Source organism: Thermoflexus sp. (assembly GCF_034432235.1).
Classification (GTDB): Bacteria; Chloroflexota; Anaerolineae; order Thermoflexales; family Thermoflexaceae; genus Thermoflexus.
In genome coordinates, this window is sequence record NZ_DAOUCJ010000077.1 from 1 (window position 1) to 17312 (window position 17312).

Here is a 17312-nt window from a genome sequence, read left to right on the forward strand (position 1 = left end):
CCGAATCTGGGAGGTCCTCGGGGAGAACAGCCGGCAGATTGCGGCATTGACGGATCGGATGGAGAAGGTGGAGGCGCAGATTGCGGCGCTGACGGATCGGATGGAGGAGGTGGAGGCGCAGATTGCGGCGCTGACGGATCGGATGGAGAAGGTGGAGGCGCAGATTGCGGCATTGACGGAGGAGATGCGAGAGCTGCGGCGGGTGGTGGGTCGGATAGAGGAGCGATGGGGGCTGGTGCACGAAAACATGGCTGAGGATCTCATGCCCCGGTTTCTGGCCCAGACAGGCCGTCGGGTACGGCGGAGCGCTATGGTGCAGTTCGATGGGGAGGCCGATCTCGTCCTGGAGGTGGAGGAAGCGGATGGCCGTCGGATCACCCTGATTGTGGAAGTAAAGGGGCGGGTCTGGGGTCGTCGACCATTCGAGCAGGCGCTGGAGAGGATCAGGGACCCTGGTTTCCGGAGCTGGCTGCAGCGGGAAGGGTTCCCGGAGCCGGTGGTTCCCGCGGTTTTCGGACTGGCGGTATATGCAGGGGCAGATGCGATCGCTGGAGATCTGGGGGTGGGGTTATACGAGGCGCGGCGAGGAGAAGTGGTTCCTCCCCGGGCAACCGCTGCTCCGTGGGGATGGGCGTCCTCATCGGGATAACGAAGGCGCATCGGCCGGATGCCGAACATCCCATCGATCGGAAAGGACGGAGCGGGCGACGCAGCCGCCCGCTCCGCTTTTTTATCCCCCGCGGCCCGGCGATCGTCTCAGCGAAGGCGCCGCGCGCTCAATAGGCCCCTCGCTTCCGGATCACCGCCGGGATCGTCTGGGCCAGGATCGCAAGATCCAGCCACAGGCTGTAGTTGCGGATGTAGAAAAGATCCAGCCTCACCCGCTCGCTGTAGGGGAGATCCGCCCGCCCGGAGACCTGCCAGAGGCCGGTGATGCCCGGCTTCACGGTGAGCAGATTCAACGCCCAGCGCCCATAACGGGAGATCTCTTCCGGGCTCAGCATCCGTGGCCCTACGAGGCTCATCTCGCCCCGCAGCACGTTAAAGAGCTGCGGAAGCTCGTCCAGGCTCCAGCGTCGCAGGAATCGCCCCACCCGGGTCACCCGCGGATCGTCTCGCAGCTTATAGTTTTGCTCAAAGGCCTTTTTCAACTCAGGGTTCTGCTCCAGAAGGAGCTCCGCATTGACCACCATGGTGCGGAACTTAAACGCATAAAAGGGTTTCCCTCCCAATCCCACCACCCGCCGTCGATACAGCACGGGTCCGGGCGAATCCAGCTTGATCGCCAGTGCGATCAGTATGAGGAGCGGCGTCAGAAGGATCAGCGCAATGGCTGCCAGCGTGTAATCCATCGCGGCCTTAAGGAGTTGTTCCATCGGAGAGAGCCGGAGCCGTCTCCAGTAGAGCAGGGGAACCCCCATCACCTCCCGAACCTCTGTTCCAGTAGCCAGAAGCTCATAGAGGCCCGAGGAAAGCCGCAGATTCACCTGAGGATGGAAAGCGAAGGTGCGGAAAAGTTCAACCAGGGCTTCCCGGGGGAGGGCGCTGGCCGAAACGATGACTTCCCGAACCCCGAACTGTTCGATCAGCCGGGGAAGGTCCGTCAGAGTGCCCAGAACGGGCAGGCCGGGCAGCAGCTCTTTCCCCCGAGGAAGATGGGGGTCCAGGATGCCCAGGAGGATCATCCCGGAGATCGGGGAAGAACGAATTTGTTCCGCCACCATGCGGGCTTCTTCATCCGCGCCCACGATCAGGGCAGGCACCATGAATTTCCCCCGGGCCCGGAGGGCATAGACCGCCCGACGGGCCAGGAAGCGGGCGAGCCCCACCATTCCGATGGAGAGGCTCCAGGAGAGCAACAGCCACCCCCGTGCGATCACCAGGGCGGGCTCCATGAAGCTGGCTACGATGGCCGCCATCATCCCCAGGCTGGCCGCCTGGATCACCCGCATGTATTCCGAGGTCCCGTGGAAGAGATGATCCGGCGCATAGAGCCGATGGGAAGCGAAGATCAGCAGCCACACCGGGATCAGAGCAGCCATCAGCAGGCCGTAGTAGCGAACCGGCGGGCTCTCGGGCTGGTAGAAGACAGGCAGGCGGGATTCGAATCGGATCAGATAAGACAGGGAGAACGCGATCAGCAACGCGAGGGTATCCAGGATGACTAACCCCGCGCGGAGGGTCAGCCATTCGGTTTCCTGCGCCCGCGCTCTGGCTTCCGGGCCAATCCATTCAGAGGGCAGGGCTTCGTTTCGCATGTCCGCACTCCTTCCTATCTAAACCGATCGAGCCGGAGAGGTCCTGCGCTGGAAAACCGGTGCGTCACGGCATGAAAAATCGGGCTGGATTTTCGCCCTCTTCGGCCATGCGTTTCTGGATCTCCTCAGCCGCCCGCCGCGCATGGCGGGTGAGAGATTCCCCATTGGTCAGGGCTGGGTAGATCTGGGTCAGGTTGACCAGGAAGAGGCCCCTAAGGGGTGGGGCCAGCGGTGGAATACGTCTCCACTGGCCTTGATGGAACAGCGGCTCCACATAGCGCTCCCGATGGACCCGGGCATGCCGGATCCATTCCGGTCGGAACGTGGGGAACATCCGCTGGAGGTGTTCCAGCCATGCCTCCAGGATCTCCGAGTCGCTCCGTTGAAGCCACGGGGAATCCCAGGCCACGTATTTGGGCAGGTAGATCAGGTGATAGCCGCCCACATCGGCCGGATCAATGTAATGGGTGGTCTCGATCACGCCGGTGAAAGGCACGGACTCATCGGTGATGTAAATGGTCCAGTAATCCGTTAGCGGCCGATCCAGGGCCAGGAGGACGCACACCACGCCCAGATATCGCCAGGAGCGAAGGTCCTCCACCCACGGCTCCTCGATCCCGGGGAGCAGGCGCGGGACCAGCGGGGGGTGCAGGGTGATCGCAGCGGCCTCGCATGGCTCCGTGATCCCATCGACCCGGACTCCCGCCACACGGCGGTTTGAGACCACAACTTCCTGGACCGGGGAGCGGAGTCGGATCTCGCCCCCCGCAGCCTCGATCGCCTGAGCCATCGCCCGGATCAGCGTCATATGGCCCCCGACCAGATAGCCCGCCATCTCTCGCTGCGAGACCCCACTACGGGTAGAGCGGGTTCGGATCAGGCGCGCCCAGATATAGGTGGCGGGGAGATCCTCGAAGCGGCCATCGAATTTGGCCCGGAGCATCGGCCGCCAGAGGTGGTGAAATGCGCGTCGTCCTCCCCAGCGGGTCAACCACTCCTCGACGCTGATCTCCTCCAGACGATGCCAGTCGCGATGGAAATAGGCGGCCAGGATCGTCAGGCCCAGGCGCGCGCGATCTATTGCGCGCAGGAGCGGGAAGGCCATGAAATCCCGCAGCGTCGTCATCGGATACAGGCGACCTTCATGGAAAAACGCCGAGCCTGTAGCCCGGAAGCGGAGCCGATCCGCGATCCCCAGCTCTGCGGCCAGCTCCTGCATATGGGTATCGCTGGAGAGGATCGTGTGATAGAAACGATCGATCTCCACATCGCCCAGTCGGATGGTCCCGGCCAGGCCACCGATCTGATCGCTGGCTTCATACAGAACCACCGAATGCCCGGCCCGGCTCAAAAAATACCCCAGGCTCACGCCGACAATCCCGCCGCCGATCACTGCAACACGCATCGCATCCTTTTTCCTCTCCCTCCAGTTGGTTTCATGCCCGATGGGGAATGGGCGATCACATTGCACGCCCGTTGTCCTCATCTTTATGCGCTCCGGGCGATCAGGCTAACCCCCAGGGCGATCAGCAGAACTCCAGCGATCCGAATCGGGTTCAGGGCCTCACCGAACACAAGATAAGAGGCCAGGAGGATCAGCACGTAGTTCAAGCCAGCGAAAGGATAGGCAACGCTTAAATCCAGCCGCGATAGCGCCGTCAGCCAGAACAGGCTGCCGCCCAGATACAGGCTCATCCCGACGACCACCCACGGGTTGGCGATCAGCTGCAGGATCAGATCAGGGAACCCGTGCAGACTCAAGGTCACCGGCCCGATCACCCGCATGCCCTGCTTCAGAAGGATCTGGCCCACAACGGCGCAAACGATGCTGACCAGCAGATAAGCCAGCGCCCCTTTCATACGGAAGCCTCCGATCTGGAAGAGATCCGCCCGGAGGATAAGGGATATCGGATGATCTCCGATTGCGTGCTCAGAGCGGCCAGGATCTCCATTGGGTTCTTACCTGGATGGGAAGTGGGAAGGAATCGGGGCGGGCCGACCGGAGCGGATCAGACGGGCCATCAACCGCAGGTGGTCCAGGATGGTGCGCAGGATTTTCATCTTGGAGCGCCCGAAGCGGCGGACGCGCAAAGTGGTGGGATATTCCGCTACACGGAACCCCGCGCGGATCGCCCTGGCCATGATCTCGGCTACCGCCACATAACCATTCGATTCAACGGACATCGCCTCTACGACCTGACGCCGATAGGCGCGGAACAACGCCGTATAGGTGCGGACCGGTGACCGGAGGATGAGCCGGTAAAGGAAGGAGGCGCCGAAGCTGAAAACCTGCCGCCATGGGGGCACCCCCTCGATCCCGCCGCCTGGATGATAGGGCGAGGCAGTGACCAGATCCACATCCTCTCGCAGATATTGAAGAAGGCGAGGGATTTCCGCGAAGGGATAGGTTCCATCGCTGTCCGTGGTGATAACGATCTCTCCCCGGGCGGCATGGAACCCGGTTCGCAAGGCTGCCCCCAGGCCAAGGTTGCGGGGGTGAGCCAGGATGCGGACGAAGGGTGAATCCGCGAAGACTACCTGCAGGAGAGCTCCGGTGCCATCCGTGCTCCCATCATCCACAAAGATGACCTCCACGCCGCCATCGGCCATCAGCTGCTCGATGACGGGCTGGAGCGCCTCCCGCAGCTGGGGGATGCCTTCCGCTTCGTTGTAACATGGGATGAGCAGCGTATATCGGATCGTGTCGAACAAGAGCGTATCCCTCCGCATTCGGATAGAGGGAAATCAACCGCTCACGGGCGGTGGGAAAGCCGGGGCGATTGAGTGGCCTGCATGATCTCCCGACGCAAGGACTCCCATCGTTCCAGCTCGGCCAGCAAGGATCGCAGGCAGAGCCCCTCCTCATCCTCGCCTTCTTTTATAAGACGAGCGATCTCCAGGCGGATCGCCCGCAATCTCTCCTCAATCCATTGATGATCCATTCTTGCCCTCCATCTCCATCACAGCGATTGGGAAACATCCATATCCATCTCCCAGCCATTCGGGGATTCGCTAAGCCGGGGTCCTCCACATCATCTCGATTTCCTGAAGCTGTTTCGTTCCATCGAATCGGCCCAGGCCCGGCTCGCGCTGAACCCGTAGTCCTCCGTGGGGCACCAGGACGGCCGGACAGTCGATGTGGCGGATCCAGTAAAGGCCCGCAGGAAGCGCGTTGTAAAGCGGGAGGTCCGGGAGGGGCTCATCGAAAGCCAGTCGGATCATGTAATACGGCATGTTACAGCCTGCCCGAGTATAGAAATACGTGGTGGTGAAGAAGCGCCCCGCGTTGATCTCCGTCGGGAAGAGGTTCCCGTGCTCATCTTCCATCAGATCCACACTGAACACCCCCGTGGCCTGTGGATCTACAGCCTGCACGCATCGAGCGGCCACTTCGTTTACCCGCTCGTCATGCACTGTCACCGTCACCGCGCTGGTGCCGGTGCGGCCGGAGGGTGCCAGATGGGGATAGATGTATTCGATCCGCTGACGCCCCTGGGAGACGATGAGCTTTCCATCTTTCCAGAGGGATTGCCAGGCGAACTCCCGACCCGAGAAATACGGCTGGGCGATGAACGCCCAGTTCACCCCGCGGGATCGCCAGTAAGCGACCCAGTGGATCCCGGTCTCGATCCGCTCCACCAGGGTGGCCCCTCGAGCCCCCGCGCCTTCCCGCGCCCGAAGCCATAGAGGAAGCCCGATGATCTCCACGGCCCGCTCCAGATCCTCAGGGGTCTCAATAGGCACTGTGGGGAAGGTGTGAATCCCGGCCTCCCGCCAGCGCTCTGCCGAAGCCTGCTTGTCCTGCAGCAGCCGGATCGTTTCCTTTCGAGGAAGGAACACCCGGGCCGGAAACCGTTCCCGGTTTTCCGAGAGGACCCGGACCTCCACATCCGGCTGGGCGTGGATGAGATCGATCCGCTCCCGTTCCACGATCTCGGCGACGGCATCCAGATACTCGGGGTGATCGACCGGCGGCACCAGATAGACGCGGTCCGCCGGCACCCATTCCAGATGAAAAGGGTTCATATCGGTTCCGACGATATACAACGGCTCTGGGGCCTCACGCCATGATCGGATCACATTGATGCCCGGCGGGCCGCCCGCACCCAGAAGCAAGATGCGCTTCACGGAGGATTCCCGGATCATTGGAGCCATCCTTCGTAGGAAGTTGGGATGTCGATCACCCAGGTCTGATGAGAGGCGACCGCTTCGACCAGCACATCGGCCAGCATATCGGCGGTGTGGACGGTGATCCCACGCGCCCCGAAGGCCGTGGCGAGGGCCGGAAGATCCGGGTTCCCCAGGGTGGTTCCCACCGCTTCTCCGAAGCGGGCGACTTGCATTCGGCGGATCAACCCCAGCGCGTTGTCCCGGAGAACCAGGGCGACCACCGGGAGGCCATGACGCACGCTGGTCTCCAGTTCCTGGACGTTCATCAGAAAGCCGCCATCGCCGCTCACCGCCACCACCGGATCTTCCGGTCGGGCCAGTCGGGCCCCCAGGGCCGCCGGGAGGGCAAACCCCATCGCGGAGAGCCCATTGGAGAACAGGATCTGCTGGCGACTCCGGATCGGGTAGGTGAGGCCCATGGCGTACTTGTTCAGTCCCACGTCAACCGTAAGCACAGCGTGGTCCGGGAGGACCTGGGCCAGCGTCCGGGTGATGGCGGCCGGGGAGAGCGGCGCGGATTCCAGCTGAGGCTGTTGGAGAGGACGTTGCATCGCCTCCCGGACCGCGGAAACCTCCAGCCAGGGCCGGCGTCCGGAGGTGGCCATCGCCGTCAGGTCCTCCAGGATCGCGGCCACGTCCCCCGCGAGGGTGAGATCCGCGTGCAGGAGATGGCTTTCGGATTCGAAGACGCTATCTATACATATGACCCGCTTGTGATTCCCCACCATCCAGAGGCTGGGCTTCACGCCCTCCACCTCATCGTAGCCGATGGTGAGGATCAAATCACAGGCTGTGAACAATCCCATCAACTCCCCCCGGGCATGCCGGCTGATCACCCCCAGGCAAAGGGGATGATCCTCCGGCAATGCCCCCTTGCCCATGTAGGTGGTCAGGGTAGGGATCTGATAAGCTTCTACAAAGCGGCGCAGGGAATCCAGCGCCCGGGCGCGTATTGGAAGATTGCCAACCAGGAGGATGGGGGCCTGGGCTTCCTGCAACCACATGGCGGCCTGTTGCAGAGCCCGAGGATCGGGACGGGCATGCAGTGCCGAGGGACGTCCGGGGAGTTCCCCGCCCAGATTGAAAAGAAAGCATTCGCGCTCCAGAACGTTCACTGGGAGGCTGAGATGAACGGGCCCCGGCCGTTCGGATCGGGCGACCTGGAAAGCATACTGCAGCGCAGCGGGGATGAGCTCCGGATCCCGGATCACCGCGCTCCACTTCGTGATCGGCTGAAAAAAGGCGGCGAGATCCACATATTGATGGACGCCCGGCCGCATCTGGTCTGTGGGCACCTGATCGGATAGCGCCACCACAGGGGAGCGATCCAGCATCGCGTTGGCCAGGCCGGTGGCGAGGTTGGTCGCTCCAGGGCCCAGGGTGGAAAAGCAGACGCCCGGGCGGCGTGCCAGTCGACCGTAGGCATCTGCCATAAACGCGGCGGCCTGCTCATGGCGCACGGTGAGGAAACGGATCGAGCTCCCCCGCAAGGCTTCGAAGAACGCCACCTCATCCCCGGGCAGGCCGAAGATCACCGAGACGCCCTGTTGCTGCAGGCTTTCGACCAGAAGGGCCGCTCCGTTCATAAGATCTGCTCCTTGTCTTTATCAGGATGGCAGGGGGATTCGCCCCATGGCCTCCTGCACAAGTCGGCCGATGGTTTCCGACCTTCGATAATGTTGTCCGAAGCGGGGCGGCGATTGCCCCAGGATCGCGGCGATCCGCTCCGCCGCGTGGCCGTCGCCGAACAGGGGTGGCCGTGGCCCGGCCGGTCGGAAGAACTGCCACCCCTCCAGGATCCGGCGAGGATCCGTGCCGACCAGGCGGTTCCACCCCACCTCCACGGTCTCCATCAGCTCCGTTTCCTCCCGCAGGGTGAGACAGGGAACGCCCAGGAAATAGGCTTCCCGCTGCACCCCTCCCGAATCGGTGAGGATCATCCGGGCGTGGGCCTCCAGGGCCAGCATGTCCAGGTAGCCCACCGGTTCGAGCATTCGAATATGCGGCCCCGCCTGCAGGCCGTAACGGGCGATGGCCTGGCGGGTTCGAGGGTGGACAGGGAAGAGGATGGGCTCCGGGATCGCATTTAGCCCGGAGAGGATCCCGGCCAGGCGCTGCGGATTATCCGTGTTGCCGGCTCGATGGACAGTGACCAGCAGGTAGCTCCGGGGCTCTACATGCAGTCGCCCCAGCAGATCCAAAGCGCGTTCCATGGCCCGGGGAAGATAAATGCGCACGGCATCCAGCATGACATCTCCCACAAAGAAAACCCCCTCCGTGATCCCCTCGCGGGCCAGATGCTTCACCGCGCGGCGGGTGATGCAGAAGTGAAGATCCGCCAGCCGATCGGCCACCAGCCGGTTGATTTCCTCCGGCATGAACTTGTTGAAGCTGCGTTCGCCCGCCTCGATGTGGACCAGGGGGATGTGCAATTTGGCTGCCGCCAGCGCCCCAGCCAGGGTCGAATTGGTGTCCCCACGCACGATCACCAGATCGGGCCGTTCCCGGAGCAGGACTTCCTCCAGACGGGCCATCATCTCGCCGGTTTGACGCCCATGGGGGCCAGAGCCCACCCCCAGGTGGTAATCCGGAGCGGGCAGGTTCAGGTCCTCGAAAAAAACGCGGGACATCGCGTCGTCATAGTGCTGGCCCGTATGGACCAGCACCTCGCGGTGTTCTCGACGCAGGGCGAAGCTGACCGGCGCGGCCTGGATGAATTCGGGACGGGCGCCGACGACGGATACGATCTTCATGGGTTCGCTCCGGCAGGGGTGGGGATCCGGTGCGGGCGAAGGACGGGAGCCGGGCTGTTATAAAGCAGCAGGCGGATGCGTTCCGCCAGCTGGATCGCCCGGAGGCCGTCCATGGCGGAAACTGTGGGGGCCTGACCGCTTCGGACGCAATCCACAAAGTGCTGGAGCTCCAGCGCGAGGGGCTCGGCCATCGGGATCCCGATCCGCTCCATCCATCCTTCCTGGCGATATTTCACCGGCTGGCCGTCGTTGGTGAAGCTGGGGATCGTGTAGCGGTAGACGGTAATCCCCTTGTTCAGGAGGTCCGCCTCGATATAGGCCTCGGCGGCCGTGATCTCGATGGCGCGGATCTTCTGTTCGGTGACACGGGAGGCGAACAGGGTGGCGACCTCTCCCCCCGGGAACTCCATCGTCAGCACCGCGTAATCCACCGCGTCGGAGAAAACCGGACGTCCGACCGGATAGATTCGGGCGGGGGCTGAGCCGATCAGGTCGATCGCCAGGTCCAGATCGTGGATCATAAGATCCAGGATCACATCGGCGTCCTGGTTGCTGACCGCATAGGGGCTCAGGCGGCGGAAGATCAGGCTGATGGGGTGCATGGTTTCGAGGATGGCCTTGAGCTCGATGTAGACCGGGTTGAATCGCTCAATATGGCCAACCTGCACCAGGACACCCCGGCGTCGAGCGGCTTCGCAGATGGCCATCGCTTCCACTGTGGAGGTGGCCATCGGCTTCTCGATCAGGACCGCCACACCCCGTTCGATGAGCTCCAGGGCGATCTCCGCATGGGTAGGGGTTGGGGTGGCGATGATCGCAGCCTCTATATGGGCTGCCAGATCCTGTAGGGTGGGGAAGGCGGTGGTCTCATAGCGGGCAGCAACCTCCAGCGCCCGTTCCCGACACTGGTCATAGATGCCCACCAGCTCGACGCCCCACAGGGACTGGAGCACGCGGCAATGGCGTTCCCCCATGGAACCGACGCCTACAACTCCAGCTCGCACGGCTTTCATCTCATCCCCCTGACAGGTCCTCGATGGCGGCGTTCACGGCTTCGACCACATAGCGGGTCTCCTCATCCTGAAGGGCTGGGTGGATGGGGAGGGATAGAACCTCGCGCGCCGCAGCTTCCGCCGCCGGGAGGAAATCGTTGTAACCCAGCCGCTGGTAAAGCGGCTGACGGTAAACCGGGATGGGGTAATGGATCCCGGTCTCAACCCCGGCCTCTTTCAGACGCTTGCGGATCGCATCCCGCATCCCGGGGGCGAGGCGCACGGTGTAAAGGTGGTAGACCGGCGTGCTGTTCGGGGTGGTCTCCACAGGATTTACCCCGCGGAGGTGCTGATCGTAGAACGCCGCGATGGCGCGGCGGCGGGCGTTCCAGGCCTCTATGTGCTCCAGCTGGCCGATCCCCAGAACAGCCTGGAGCTCCGTCATCCGGAAGTTCAGGCCCAGGATCTCGTGCACATACTTGGCCGACTGGCCGTGATCCCGCAGCATGCGGAGGCGACGGGCCAGTTGAGGATCATGCGTGGTGATCATCCCGCCTTCGCCGGTGGTGATGTTTTTGGTAGCGTAAAAGGAGAAGCATCCGATGCCGAAGGAGCCCACCGGCCGCCCCCGATACAGCGCGCCGGGCGCATGGGCGGCATCTTCGATCAGGGCGAGGCCATAGCGGGCCGCCAGCTCGGTGAAGACCTCCATATCGCAGGGGTTCCCGTAAAGATGCACCAGGACGATCGCCCGGGTCCGGGGCGTGATCCGCCGCTCCACCTCCTCGGGATCCAGGTTCAATGTGGAGGGCTGGATATCGGCGAAGACCGGCCGGGCGCCCAGGAACAGGATCGTGTTAGAGGTGGCGGCAAAGGTGAAGGGCGTGGTGATCACTTCATCCTCCGGGCCGATCCCCAGGGCCATCAGGGTCAGAAGCAGGGCGGCGGTTCCGTTCGATACAGCGATTGCGAATGGAACCTCCACCCACTCGGCGAACCGCTCTTCGAATTCCAGCACCCGCAACCCCTGAGCCAGCTGCCCGGAGTCCAGCACCTCCAGGAGAGCCTGTCGGGTCGCTTCGTCAAACAACGGGCGAGCCATCGGGATTTTCACGGTTGCGCTCGGGGATGCGGGGATGATTCGATCGGCAAGTCCGGCCGATAACACGGTCATTTCGCCCCTGGGCCTCGCGTTTCTGGCTTTCACTGTAAGCGGGGCGGGTTGGGAGGCCGTAAGCAGGGGGTTAGAAGGCGGTAATCCGTGGGTTTCAGGGGATGAGGCCATCGGGGGGAAGGGGAGGCAATCGAGGGAAGGGGCCATGAAACCATGGGCAGGCCCTCCGGCCTCATGGATCATCCAATCTCCCGGATTGGTTCTCCCGTTTTCTAACCCGCCCCTCTCCCGCCTCTAACCCGGAGAAGATGCAATGGAGGCGGAGGGAAGGCGATGAACATCCTGATGGTGCTCCCTTATCCGCCCTCCCGCATCCGGATCCGACCCTTCGGGTTCCTGCAGGCGCTGGCCCGACGGGGGCATCGGATCCGTGTGCTGGCGGTGCAACCCCCTGAAGATCGCGACGCGGATCTGGAGGCGCTGCGGCGCGTGGGGGTGGAGATCCAATGTTTTCCCCTTTCACGAGGAAGAACCCTCTGGAATGCAGGGCGAGCCTGGATGCACGGCCATCCCCTGCAGGCGGGCTATGCCGATCACCCCAGGCTGCGGCAGGCCCTGCATCGATCCCTCCAGGAGTCGTGGGACGTGGTGCATGTCGAGCACCTCCGGGGCGCCGGGTTCGCCCGGGAGGTTCCGGCGGACCGCCTGGTGTTCGATGCGGTGGACAGCATCACCCGTCTCTTCGAGCAGGCGCAAACCCAAGCACCGGGATGCCTGACCCGGTGGCTGGCGCGGCTGGAGCTGGCCCGAACCCGGCGGTTGGAAGCCCGGTGGCTCTCGACGTTCCCCCGTATTCTGGTGACCTCGAGGGAAGATGCGGCAGCCCTGCGCCGCCTGGCTCCCGATGGCCGGGCGTCGCTGACCGTCATCCCCAATGGAGTGGACCTGGCGTTTTTCCAACCGTGGCCGGTTCCACGAGACCCCGCCACTCTGATCTTTACAGGGAAGATGAGCTACCACGCCAACGTGGCGGCAGCCCTGGATCTGGTTCGGGAGATCATGCCACGGATCTGGGCGCAACGGCCGGAAGTCCGGCTGTGGATTGTCGGGCGGAACCCTCCCTCCCGCCTGCGTCGGGCGGCGCGGGATCCACGGGTGGAGATCCTCGGGACCGTTCCGGATCTGCGTCCGTATCTGGCGCGGGCCACCCTGGCGGTGTGCCCGATGCGATATGCGGTGGGAATTCAGAACAAGGTCCTTGAAGCGATGGCCATGAGGACCCCCGTTGTTGCCACTCTGCCGGTGCTGGGGGGCCTTCAGGCCGTTCCGGGTCGGGATCTGATGGTGGCCGACAGCGGCGAGGCCTTCGCGGAGGCCGTATTCCGCCTGCTGGACAGCCCGATGGAGCGGGCGGCCCTGGGGGCCGCGGGGCGAGCCTACGTGGAGGCCCATCACCGCTGGGAGACACTGGTGGAGCGGCTGGAGGACGTTTATTCCAGCCAGCCCCTCTGATCCTGCGTCCCTTCAGCTCATGGGGTCACCATGATCACCCCTTTCATCCTCTGGGCGTGGAAATCGCACTGATAGCGATACTCACCGGGACGGGTGAATGTGAAGGAGATCTGCTGGCCCGGCCGCAGGGGTGGGCTCTGCCAGTCCGCCCCGCTGAGGAAGTGCACATTTCAATAAGGCGAATGGATCGGCCACGCGCCGGCCCGCGGGGCCGCTGGACAGATCCGCCAGGCCTTTCCTCCGCGCGGCCGGGCCCGGAGGCAGGCCCCCTGCACCCCAGGGTTGAAACGAGCGCACGTCCAGTTGATAGAGAGCGCGGCGCCTCCTTTCTCCGGGAAGACGGGTAAGCATCGCTGATGCCCCGCTGCGCGTCGTTCATGACGCGCTTTTCCGGGCGAGCCGTCGCCGCACCATCGTGAGCAGCTGACGAGCCGGCGGGCGAAACTGTCGGACCTCATCCCCCAGCTCATGGACGGTGGCGGCCAGGGCGATGCTATGCCGGATGTAGTCCTGCATCAGATCCACCAGCATCCGCTGCCGGGTTCGGAGTCCCCGGGCCTCGGTTTCCCCCCAGATCTCCCCCGCCACGACCTCCTCCGCATCCGATACCAGGATCAACCATCGGGCAGCGGAGGCCGGGGCGATCCGGTAGCGATGGAGCTCCCCCCGGCATCCCTCGCATACGGAGGCACAGGCCGCCAGGCACAGCGTGGTGATCCGCACCCCCCGGGCTTCCGCGCGGGCCAGAGGCATCGCGAGGGCGCTCGCCTCCGGCGGCCACAGGGCGACCCAGATCGTGCGCGTGGCCCGATCCAGGATCGCCCGGGCATGATCCAGGAGCGTGGCATATCCAGAGAGGTTCCAGACCGGCTCCGGCTCCGGCGCAGGGCCGAGGGCCTCCAGCGCCCTCCGCGCCGCAGCAAGGGTCTCCTCGAAGCGGCGATCCAGGCGCTTGAGGAACTCCCCTGGCGGCGTCGGAGCATAACGAGTGCCCTCCGGCGTCTCCACCCGTATCACAGCGCCTCGCTCTTCCAGGCGCTGGAGCACCGGGTAGATATTCGGCCGGGGGATCCCCGAGCGTTTGGCCAGCTCATAGCCGGTCAGGGGATGCGCCTGCAGAAGGGTCACATAGGCCCGGGCCTCGTATTCGCTGAACCCCAGCTGTTGCAGCAACTCGATGACGTCTGCCATGCCGCTTCCTTTTCCAGAAGCTCTTCACCGGGAAGCGCCCACGCGCATCCCGTGCCGGTAGACCAGCTCCCCGCCCAGGAAGTTGCCGAGGAGCAGGAGCCCGACGCCCAGGGCGGCGAGGAGGAGGGGGAGGATGGGCGTGCGCGCCGATCCGGGGTCGAGGGCTCGCAACCCGGCGCTTATGGCGAAGCACCCGGTCGCGCCGGCCTGGGCGAGCAGATGTCGCCATCCCAGCTGACGCTTCCAGGAGCCGGGGACGGTGGGCAGGAAGTCCAGCAGGCCGGTGAAAATGGCCAGGGCTGCCATCCCCAGCCCCAGCAGGATGTCATAGAAAGCGGCGCGGACCAGCGTGGGATCCGGCCGGATCCAGGAGAGGAGATCGAACAGGAGGGCGGCCGGCCACAGCCCTGCCGGGAAGTGGACCACCAGCGCATGGGTCGGGTGCCCGATGGGCTTGCCCTGAAGCACCTCCCGCAGCGTCCAGCCGCCTCCGATGAACTGCCGGCTCTGTCCCACGCCCAGCCTCCGTATCCCTTAACGCCCCTGAGCGCCCGGGGTCCAGACACGACTGCGGACCTCCCCGCGCAGGACCTTTTCCATGGTCTCCGTCATATTTCGCCAGACCTGCTCGACGGAGAGGCCCTCGGCCTTCGCCGCCTCCACCAGGTGCTGCATCGTGATGTGGCGCGGATCCCCGTGCCCGGCATCCGGCTCCATACAACCGCACGAGAGACACATGGCGGGCCTCCTTTAGAAGTTATACAAGCAACTACTATTGTAGATGGGAATGGCGATACTGTCAAATCTGGGGAAGGCGAGGTGAAGGATGCTGGTGGAGGGAGATCCGCGTCCCATGGACGTCTGACGCCGGTCTGGTGTATTTTCACTCGCTGTCGAATAAACTGAGAGGAGCATGGATTCCTTCAGAAGGCTGGTCATGAAGAGGGGGGTCATGATCAAAGTGAAGCGTGTCTACGATCCGGTGGAGCCCGATGATGGGCAGCGGTTCCTGGTCGAGCGGCTGTGGCCCCGGGGGATCCGCAAGGAGGCCCTGCAAATGAAGGGCTGGCTGAAGGACGTGGCCCCCAGCGATGGGCTGCGGCGGTGGTTCGGCCACGATCCGAGGAAGTGGGAGGAGTTCCGGCGGCGCTACTTCGCGGAGCTCGAAGCCCATCCCGAGGCCTGGCAGCCGTTGCTGGAAGCCGCCCGCGCCGGCAACATCACCCTGCTCTTCAGCGCCCGGGACACCTCCCACAACAACGCGGTGGCCCTCCGGGAGTTCCTGGAGGAGAAGTTGAAAGAGCCCCAAGATCCTTCGCTCCAGGCCTCAGGCCTATAACGCCCTCGCTCGCTTGAGCTGACCCGCGAGCGCTATTTGCCCCTTACGGGCGGCGAGGGGAGGATCAAGCGCACCGCCCGTTCGTAGAACAGATAATCCCATGCCCAGCCGGAGAGCACCACCAGCCGGTTCCGCATCCCGATGAGGCGAACGAGATGAACCCCCAGCCAGAGCAGCCATGCGGGGAAGCCGGTGAAGGAGCGCCCGAAGACATGGGCGACAGCGGCGTTCCGCCCGATGGTGACCAGCGTTCCGGGATCCCGATACCGGAAGGGTTGGGGCGGGCGGCCTTCCAGGACGCGCAGGATGTTCCGCGCGGCGAGCGCCCCCTGCTGGATGGCCACCGGGGCGACCATGGGCAGCCTCCCCGCTCCTTCTGGAAACGCCAGATCTCCCACCCCATAGATCTCCGGCCAACCGGGCACCTGCAGGGTGGAAGAGATCCGCACCCGTCCCCCCGGCCCCAGGGGAAGCCCCAGGGTCTCGCCGAGGGGATTGCCTTTTACCCCCGCGGTCCACACCACGGTCCCAGTCTCGATCGAGGCTCCATCCTTCAACCGCACGCGCCCCGGCTCCACGGCTTCCACAAGGGCCCGCAGGCGAACGTCCACCCCGAGGCGTCGAAGGCGAGCGGCCGCATAGGCGCGTAACGGATCCGGAAGGCCGGGCAGCAGACCTTCCATCGCTTCCAGGAGGACCACCTGGATCTCCCGGAAATCCAGGGTCGGGAAATCCCTCCGGAGGGGGCGGGCGATGAGCTCCGCCAGGGCACCGGCGAACTCCACCCCGGTCGGCCCGCCGCCGACGATGGTGAATGGGAGCATCCGGCGCCGCCGGGACGGATCGGGCTCCCGGGCTGCCCGTTCGAAGGAGGCCAGGATATGGTTGCGCAGATCGATGGCCTGATCCAGGGTCTTGAGGAAAAACGCATGCTCGGCGACCCCGGGCACCCCAAAGGTATGCTCGACGCTGCCGGGAGCCAGGATCAGGAAATCGTAGGGGATCGGCGGGCCGTCGGTCTCCAGCCGGCGGGCTTCGGCGTCGATCCGGCGGATCTCGGCCATTTCGAATCCCACGTTGGGAAACCGGCGAAGAAGGCCCCGGATGGGAAACGCGATGGCCTCGGGCTCGATCTCCGCGGCAGCGACCTGATAGAGCAGGGGGAGAAAGGTGTGATGGTTTCGCCGGTCCACCAGCAGCACTTCCACGGGCTCAAAGGCCAGGGTCCGCACGGCCCACAGCCCGCCGAACCCGGCGCCCACCACGACCACTCGCGGCCGATCCCGCCTCATGGTCATTTCCCCCTTCGTATGATCATCCGCAGGTGGGTGACAGCCCGATTTCTCTTCCCGAAACGGGGAGGGGGGATTTTTAGGCTCCCCCTTCCCTACGAGGAAAGGGGGCAGGGGGGGTAGGTCCGAGGACCCCTCCTTCTCCCTCCTCCCTGGATCTCGCTGTCGATCCGGCCATCCAGGGTATCTTAACCCGGCGCCGGCCCCTTTGCTTGTTCCGAATCAAAGAGGGAGGAACGCGGATCGCTGCAGAATAGATGCAGGCTCAGCGGGAGGAAGGAGACACACGATCCAGTAGAAAGCGGGAGGCTCTCCATCCTCTGAAGGCACGCACGGGAGAGTGGACCCGTATTTTCTTCGGGGTGGGCGGCTTGAACATCGGCTCGAATTTCCACATCAACATCATCGGGGAGATCTTCGATCGGGTGTATGCGGGATCGCCGGATACCTTCGTCGCCAATGAGGAGACCGTTTATATGCCGCCGGGGTCGACGGCCATCTTCGAGTTCACGACCGAGGTCCCCGGCCACCTTGTTCGGGCGCAAGGTGGAGAAGAGGAAGGCCGCCGATCATGGGAGGGAGAGCGCTTCCGCGGAGGACCGATGATCCGGGGGGAGTGGTCGATCGAAGAGCTGAGGGCGCGTTATCCCCGATCCCGGGAGGTTCTGATCCGCTGGGGGATGTGGTGCCC

General features: G+C 64.3%; 18 protein-coding genes and 1 pseudogene. 4 read left to right on the forward strand and 15 right to left on the reverse strand.

Going from position 1 to position 17312, the window contains the following annotated elements:
- Positions 1–649, forward strand: a 649-nt coding sequence (locus tag VAE54_RS09400) for a DUF3782 domain-containing protein (RefSeq protein WP_322801704.1), incomplete at its 5' end; no start/stop codon positions are given.
- A 127-nt stretch (positions 650–776) separates the two neighbouring features.
- On the opposite strand, the gene VAE54_RS09405 is transcribed toward VAE54_RS09400, so the two are convergent.
- The 10 genes from VAE54_RS09405 to VAE54_RS09450 all read right to left on the reverse strand — a co-directional run bounded on the left by VAE54_RS09405 (position 777) and on the right by VAE54_RS09450 (position 11275).
- Positions 777–2258, reverse strand: coding sequence for a sugar transferase (locus VAE54_RS09405; RefSeq protein ID WP_322801705.1), 1482 nt, complete (start codon positions 2256–2258; stop codon positions 777–779).
- A 64-nt stretch (positions 2259–2322) separates the two neighbouring features.
- On the reverse strand, positions 2323–3663 hold the full coding sequence (locus VAE54_RS09410) for an NAD(P)/FAD-dependent oxidoreductase (protein WP_322801706.1): 1341 nt from the start codon (positions 3661–3663) through the stop codon (positions 2323–2325).
- An 83-nt stretch (positions 3664–3746) separates the two neighbouring features.
- Positions 3747–4118, reverse strand: a complete 372-nt coding sequence (locus VAE54_RS09415) for an EamA family transporter (protein WP_322801707.1) — start codon at positions 4116–4118, stop codon at positions 3747–3749.
- Between the two features lie 99 nt (positions 4119–4217).
- Positions 4218–4970: a glycosyltransferase gene (locus tag VAE54_RS09420; RefSeq protein ID WP_322801708.1), complete on the reverse strand. Its 753-nt coding sequence runs from the start codon at positions 4968–4970 to the stop codon at positions 4218–4220.
- 41 nt (positions 4971–5011) lie between these two features.
- Positions 5012–5200, reverse strand: a complete 189-nt coding sequence (locus VAE54_RS09425; protein ID WP_322801709.1) for a hypothetical protein — start codon at positions 5198–5200, stop codon at positions 5012–5014.
- Positions 5201–5270: 70 nt separating this feature from the next.
- Positions 5271–6404 carry a hypothetical protein gene (locus tag VAE54_RS09430; protein WP_322801710.1) on the reverse strand — a complete coding sequence of 378 codons (1134 nt, stop codon included), beginning with the start codon at positions 6402–6404 and terminating at the stop codon, positions 5271–5273.
- Entirely contained in the window at positions 6401–8014 is a 1614-nt protein-coding gene (locus VAE54_RS09435) for a thiamine pyrophosphate-binding protein (RefSeq protein WP_322801711.1), read from the reverse strand. The genes VAE54_RS09430 and VAE54_RS09435 overlap by 4 nt, the downstream gene beginning before the upstream one ends.
- 21 nt (positions 8015–8035) lie before the next feature.
- Positions 8036–9181, reverse strand: coding sequence for a non-hydrolyzing UDP-N-acetylglucosamine 2-epimerase (gene wecB / locus VAE54_RS09440; protein ID WP_322801712.1), 1146 nt, complete (start codon positions 9179–9181; stop codon positions 8036–8038).
- The gene (locus VAE54_RS09445) at positions 9178–10194 is read right to left on the reverse strand and encodes a Gfo/Idh/MocA family oxidoreductase (RefSeq protein WP_322801713.1); all 1017 of its coding nucleotides are present in this window, start codon (positions 10192–10194) and stop codon (positions 9178–9180) included. The genes wecB and VAE54_RS09445 overlap by 4 nt, the downstream gene beginning before the upstream one ends.
- 1 nt (position 10195) lies before the next feature.
- Complete coding sequence (locus VAE54_RS09450) at positions 10196–11275, reverse strand: DegT/DnrJ/EryC1/StrS family aminotransferase (protein WP_322801714.1); 1080 nt, start codon at positions 11273–11275, stop codon at positions 10196–10198.
- A 345-nt stretch (positions 11276–11620) separates the two neighbouring features.
- Here VAE54_RS09450 and VAE54_RS09455 point away from each other — a divergent pair, with 345 nt between their 5' ends.
- Positions 11621–12799 (forward strand): glycosyltransferase, encoded by a 1179-nt coding sequence (locus VAE54_RS09455; protein WP_322801715.1) that lies wholly within the window; start codon positions 11621–11623, stop codon positions 12797–12799.
- Between the two features lie 17 nt (positions 12800–12816).
- Here the strand turns inward: VAE54_RS09455 and VAE54_RS14630 are convergent, their stop codons facing one another.
- The 4 genes from VAE54_RS14630 to VAE54_RS09470 form a co-directional block, all read right to left on the reverse strand.
- Positions 12817–12966, reverse strand: a complete 150-nt coding sequence (locus VAE54_RS14630; RefSeq protein WP_416223794.1) for a cupredoxin domain-containing protein — start codon at positions 12964–12966, stop codon at positions 12817–12819.
- Between the two features lie 208 nt (positions 12967–13174).
- On the reverse strand, positions 13175–13990 hold the full coding sequence (locus VAE54_RS09460; protein WP_322801716.1) for a TrmB family transcriptional regulator: 816 nt from the start codon (positions 13988–13990) through the stop codon (positions 13175–13177).
- A gap of 24 nt (positions 13991–14014) precedes the next feature.
- Positions 14015–14506 (reverse strand): DUF2231 domain-containing protein, encoded by a 492-nt coding sequence (locus VAE54_RS09465; RefSeq protein WP_322801717.1) that lies wholly within the window; start codon positions 14504–14506, stop codon positions 14015–14017.
- Between the two features lie 18 nt (positions 14507–14524).
- Entirely contained in the window at positions 14525–14728 is a 204-nt protein-coding gene (locus tag VAE54_RS09470) for a hypothetical protein (protein WP_322801718.1), read from the reverse strand.
- Between the two features lie 214 nt (positions 14729–14942).
- Between VAE54_RS09470 and VAE54_RS09475 the strand changes: the two genes are divergently transcribed.
- Positions 14943–15329 carry a DUF488 domain-containing protein gene (locus VAE54_RS09475; protein WP_322801719.1) on the forward strand — a complete coding sequence of 129 codons (387 nt, stop codon included), beginning with the start codon at positions 14943–14945 and terminating at the stop codon, positions 15327–15329.
- 32 nt (positions 15330–15361) lie between these two features.
- Here VAE54_RS09475 and VAE54_RS09480 read toward each other — a convergent pair whose 3' ends face one another.
- Positions 15362–16621 carry an NAD(P)/FAD-dependent oxidoreductase gene (locus VAE54_RS09480; protein WP_322801720.1) on the reverse strand — a complete coding sequence of 420 codons (1260 nt, stop codon included), beginning with the start codon at positions 16619–16621 and terminating at the stop codon, positions 15362–15364.
- Between the two features lie 257 nt (positions 16622–16878).
- Between VAE54_RS09480 and VAE54_RS09485 the strand changes: the two are divergent.
- Positions 16879–17312: pseudogene (locus VAE54_RS09485) on the forward strand (hypothetical protein); the annotation flags it as partial.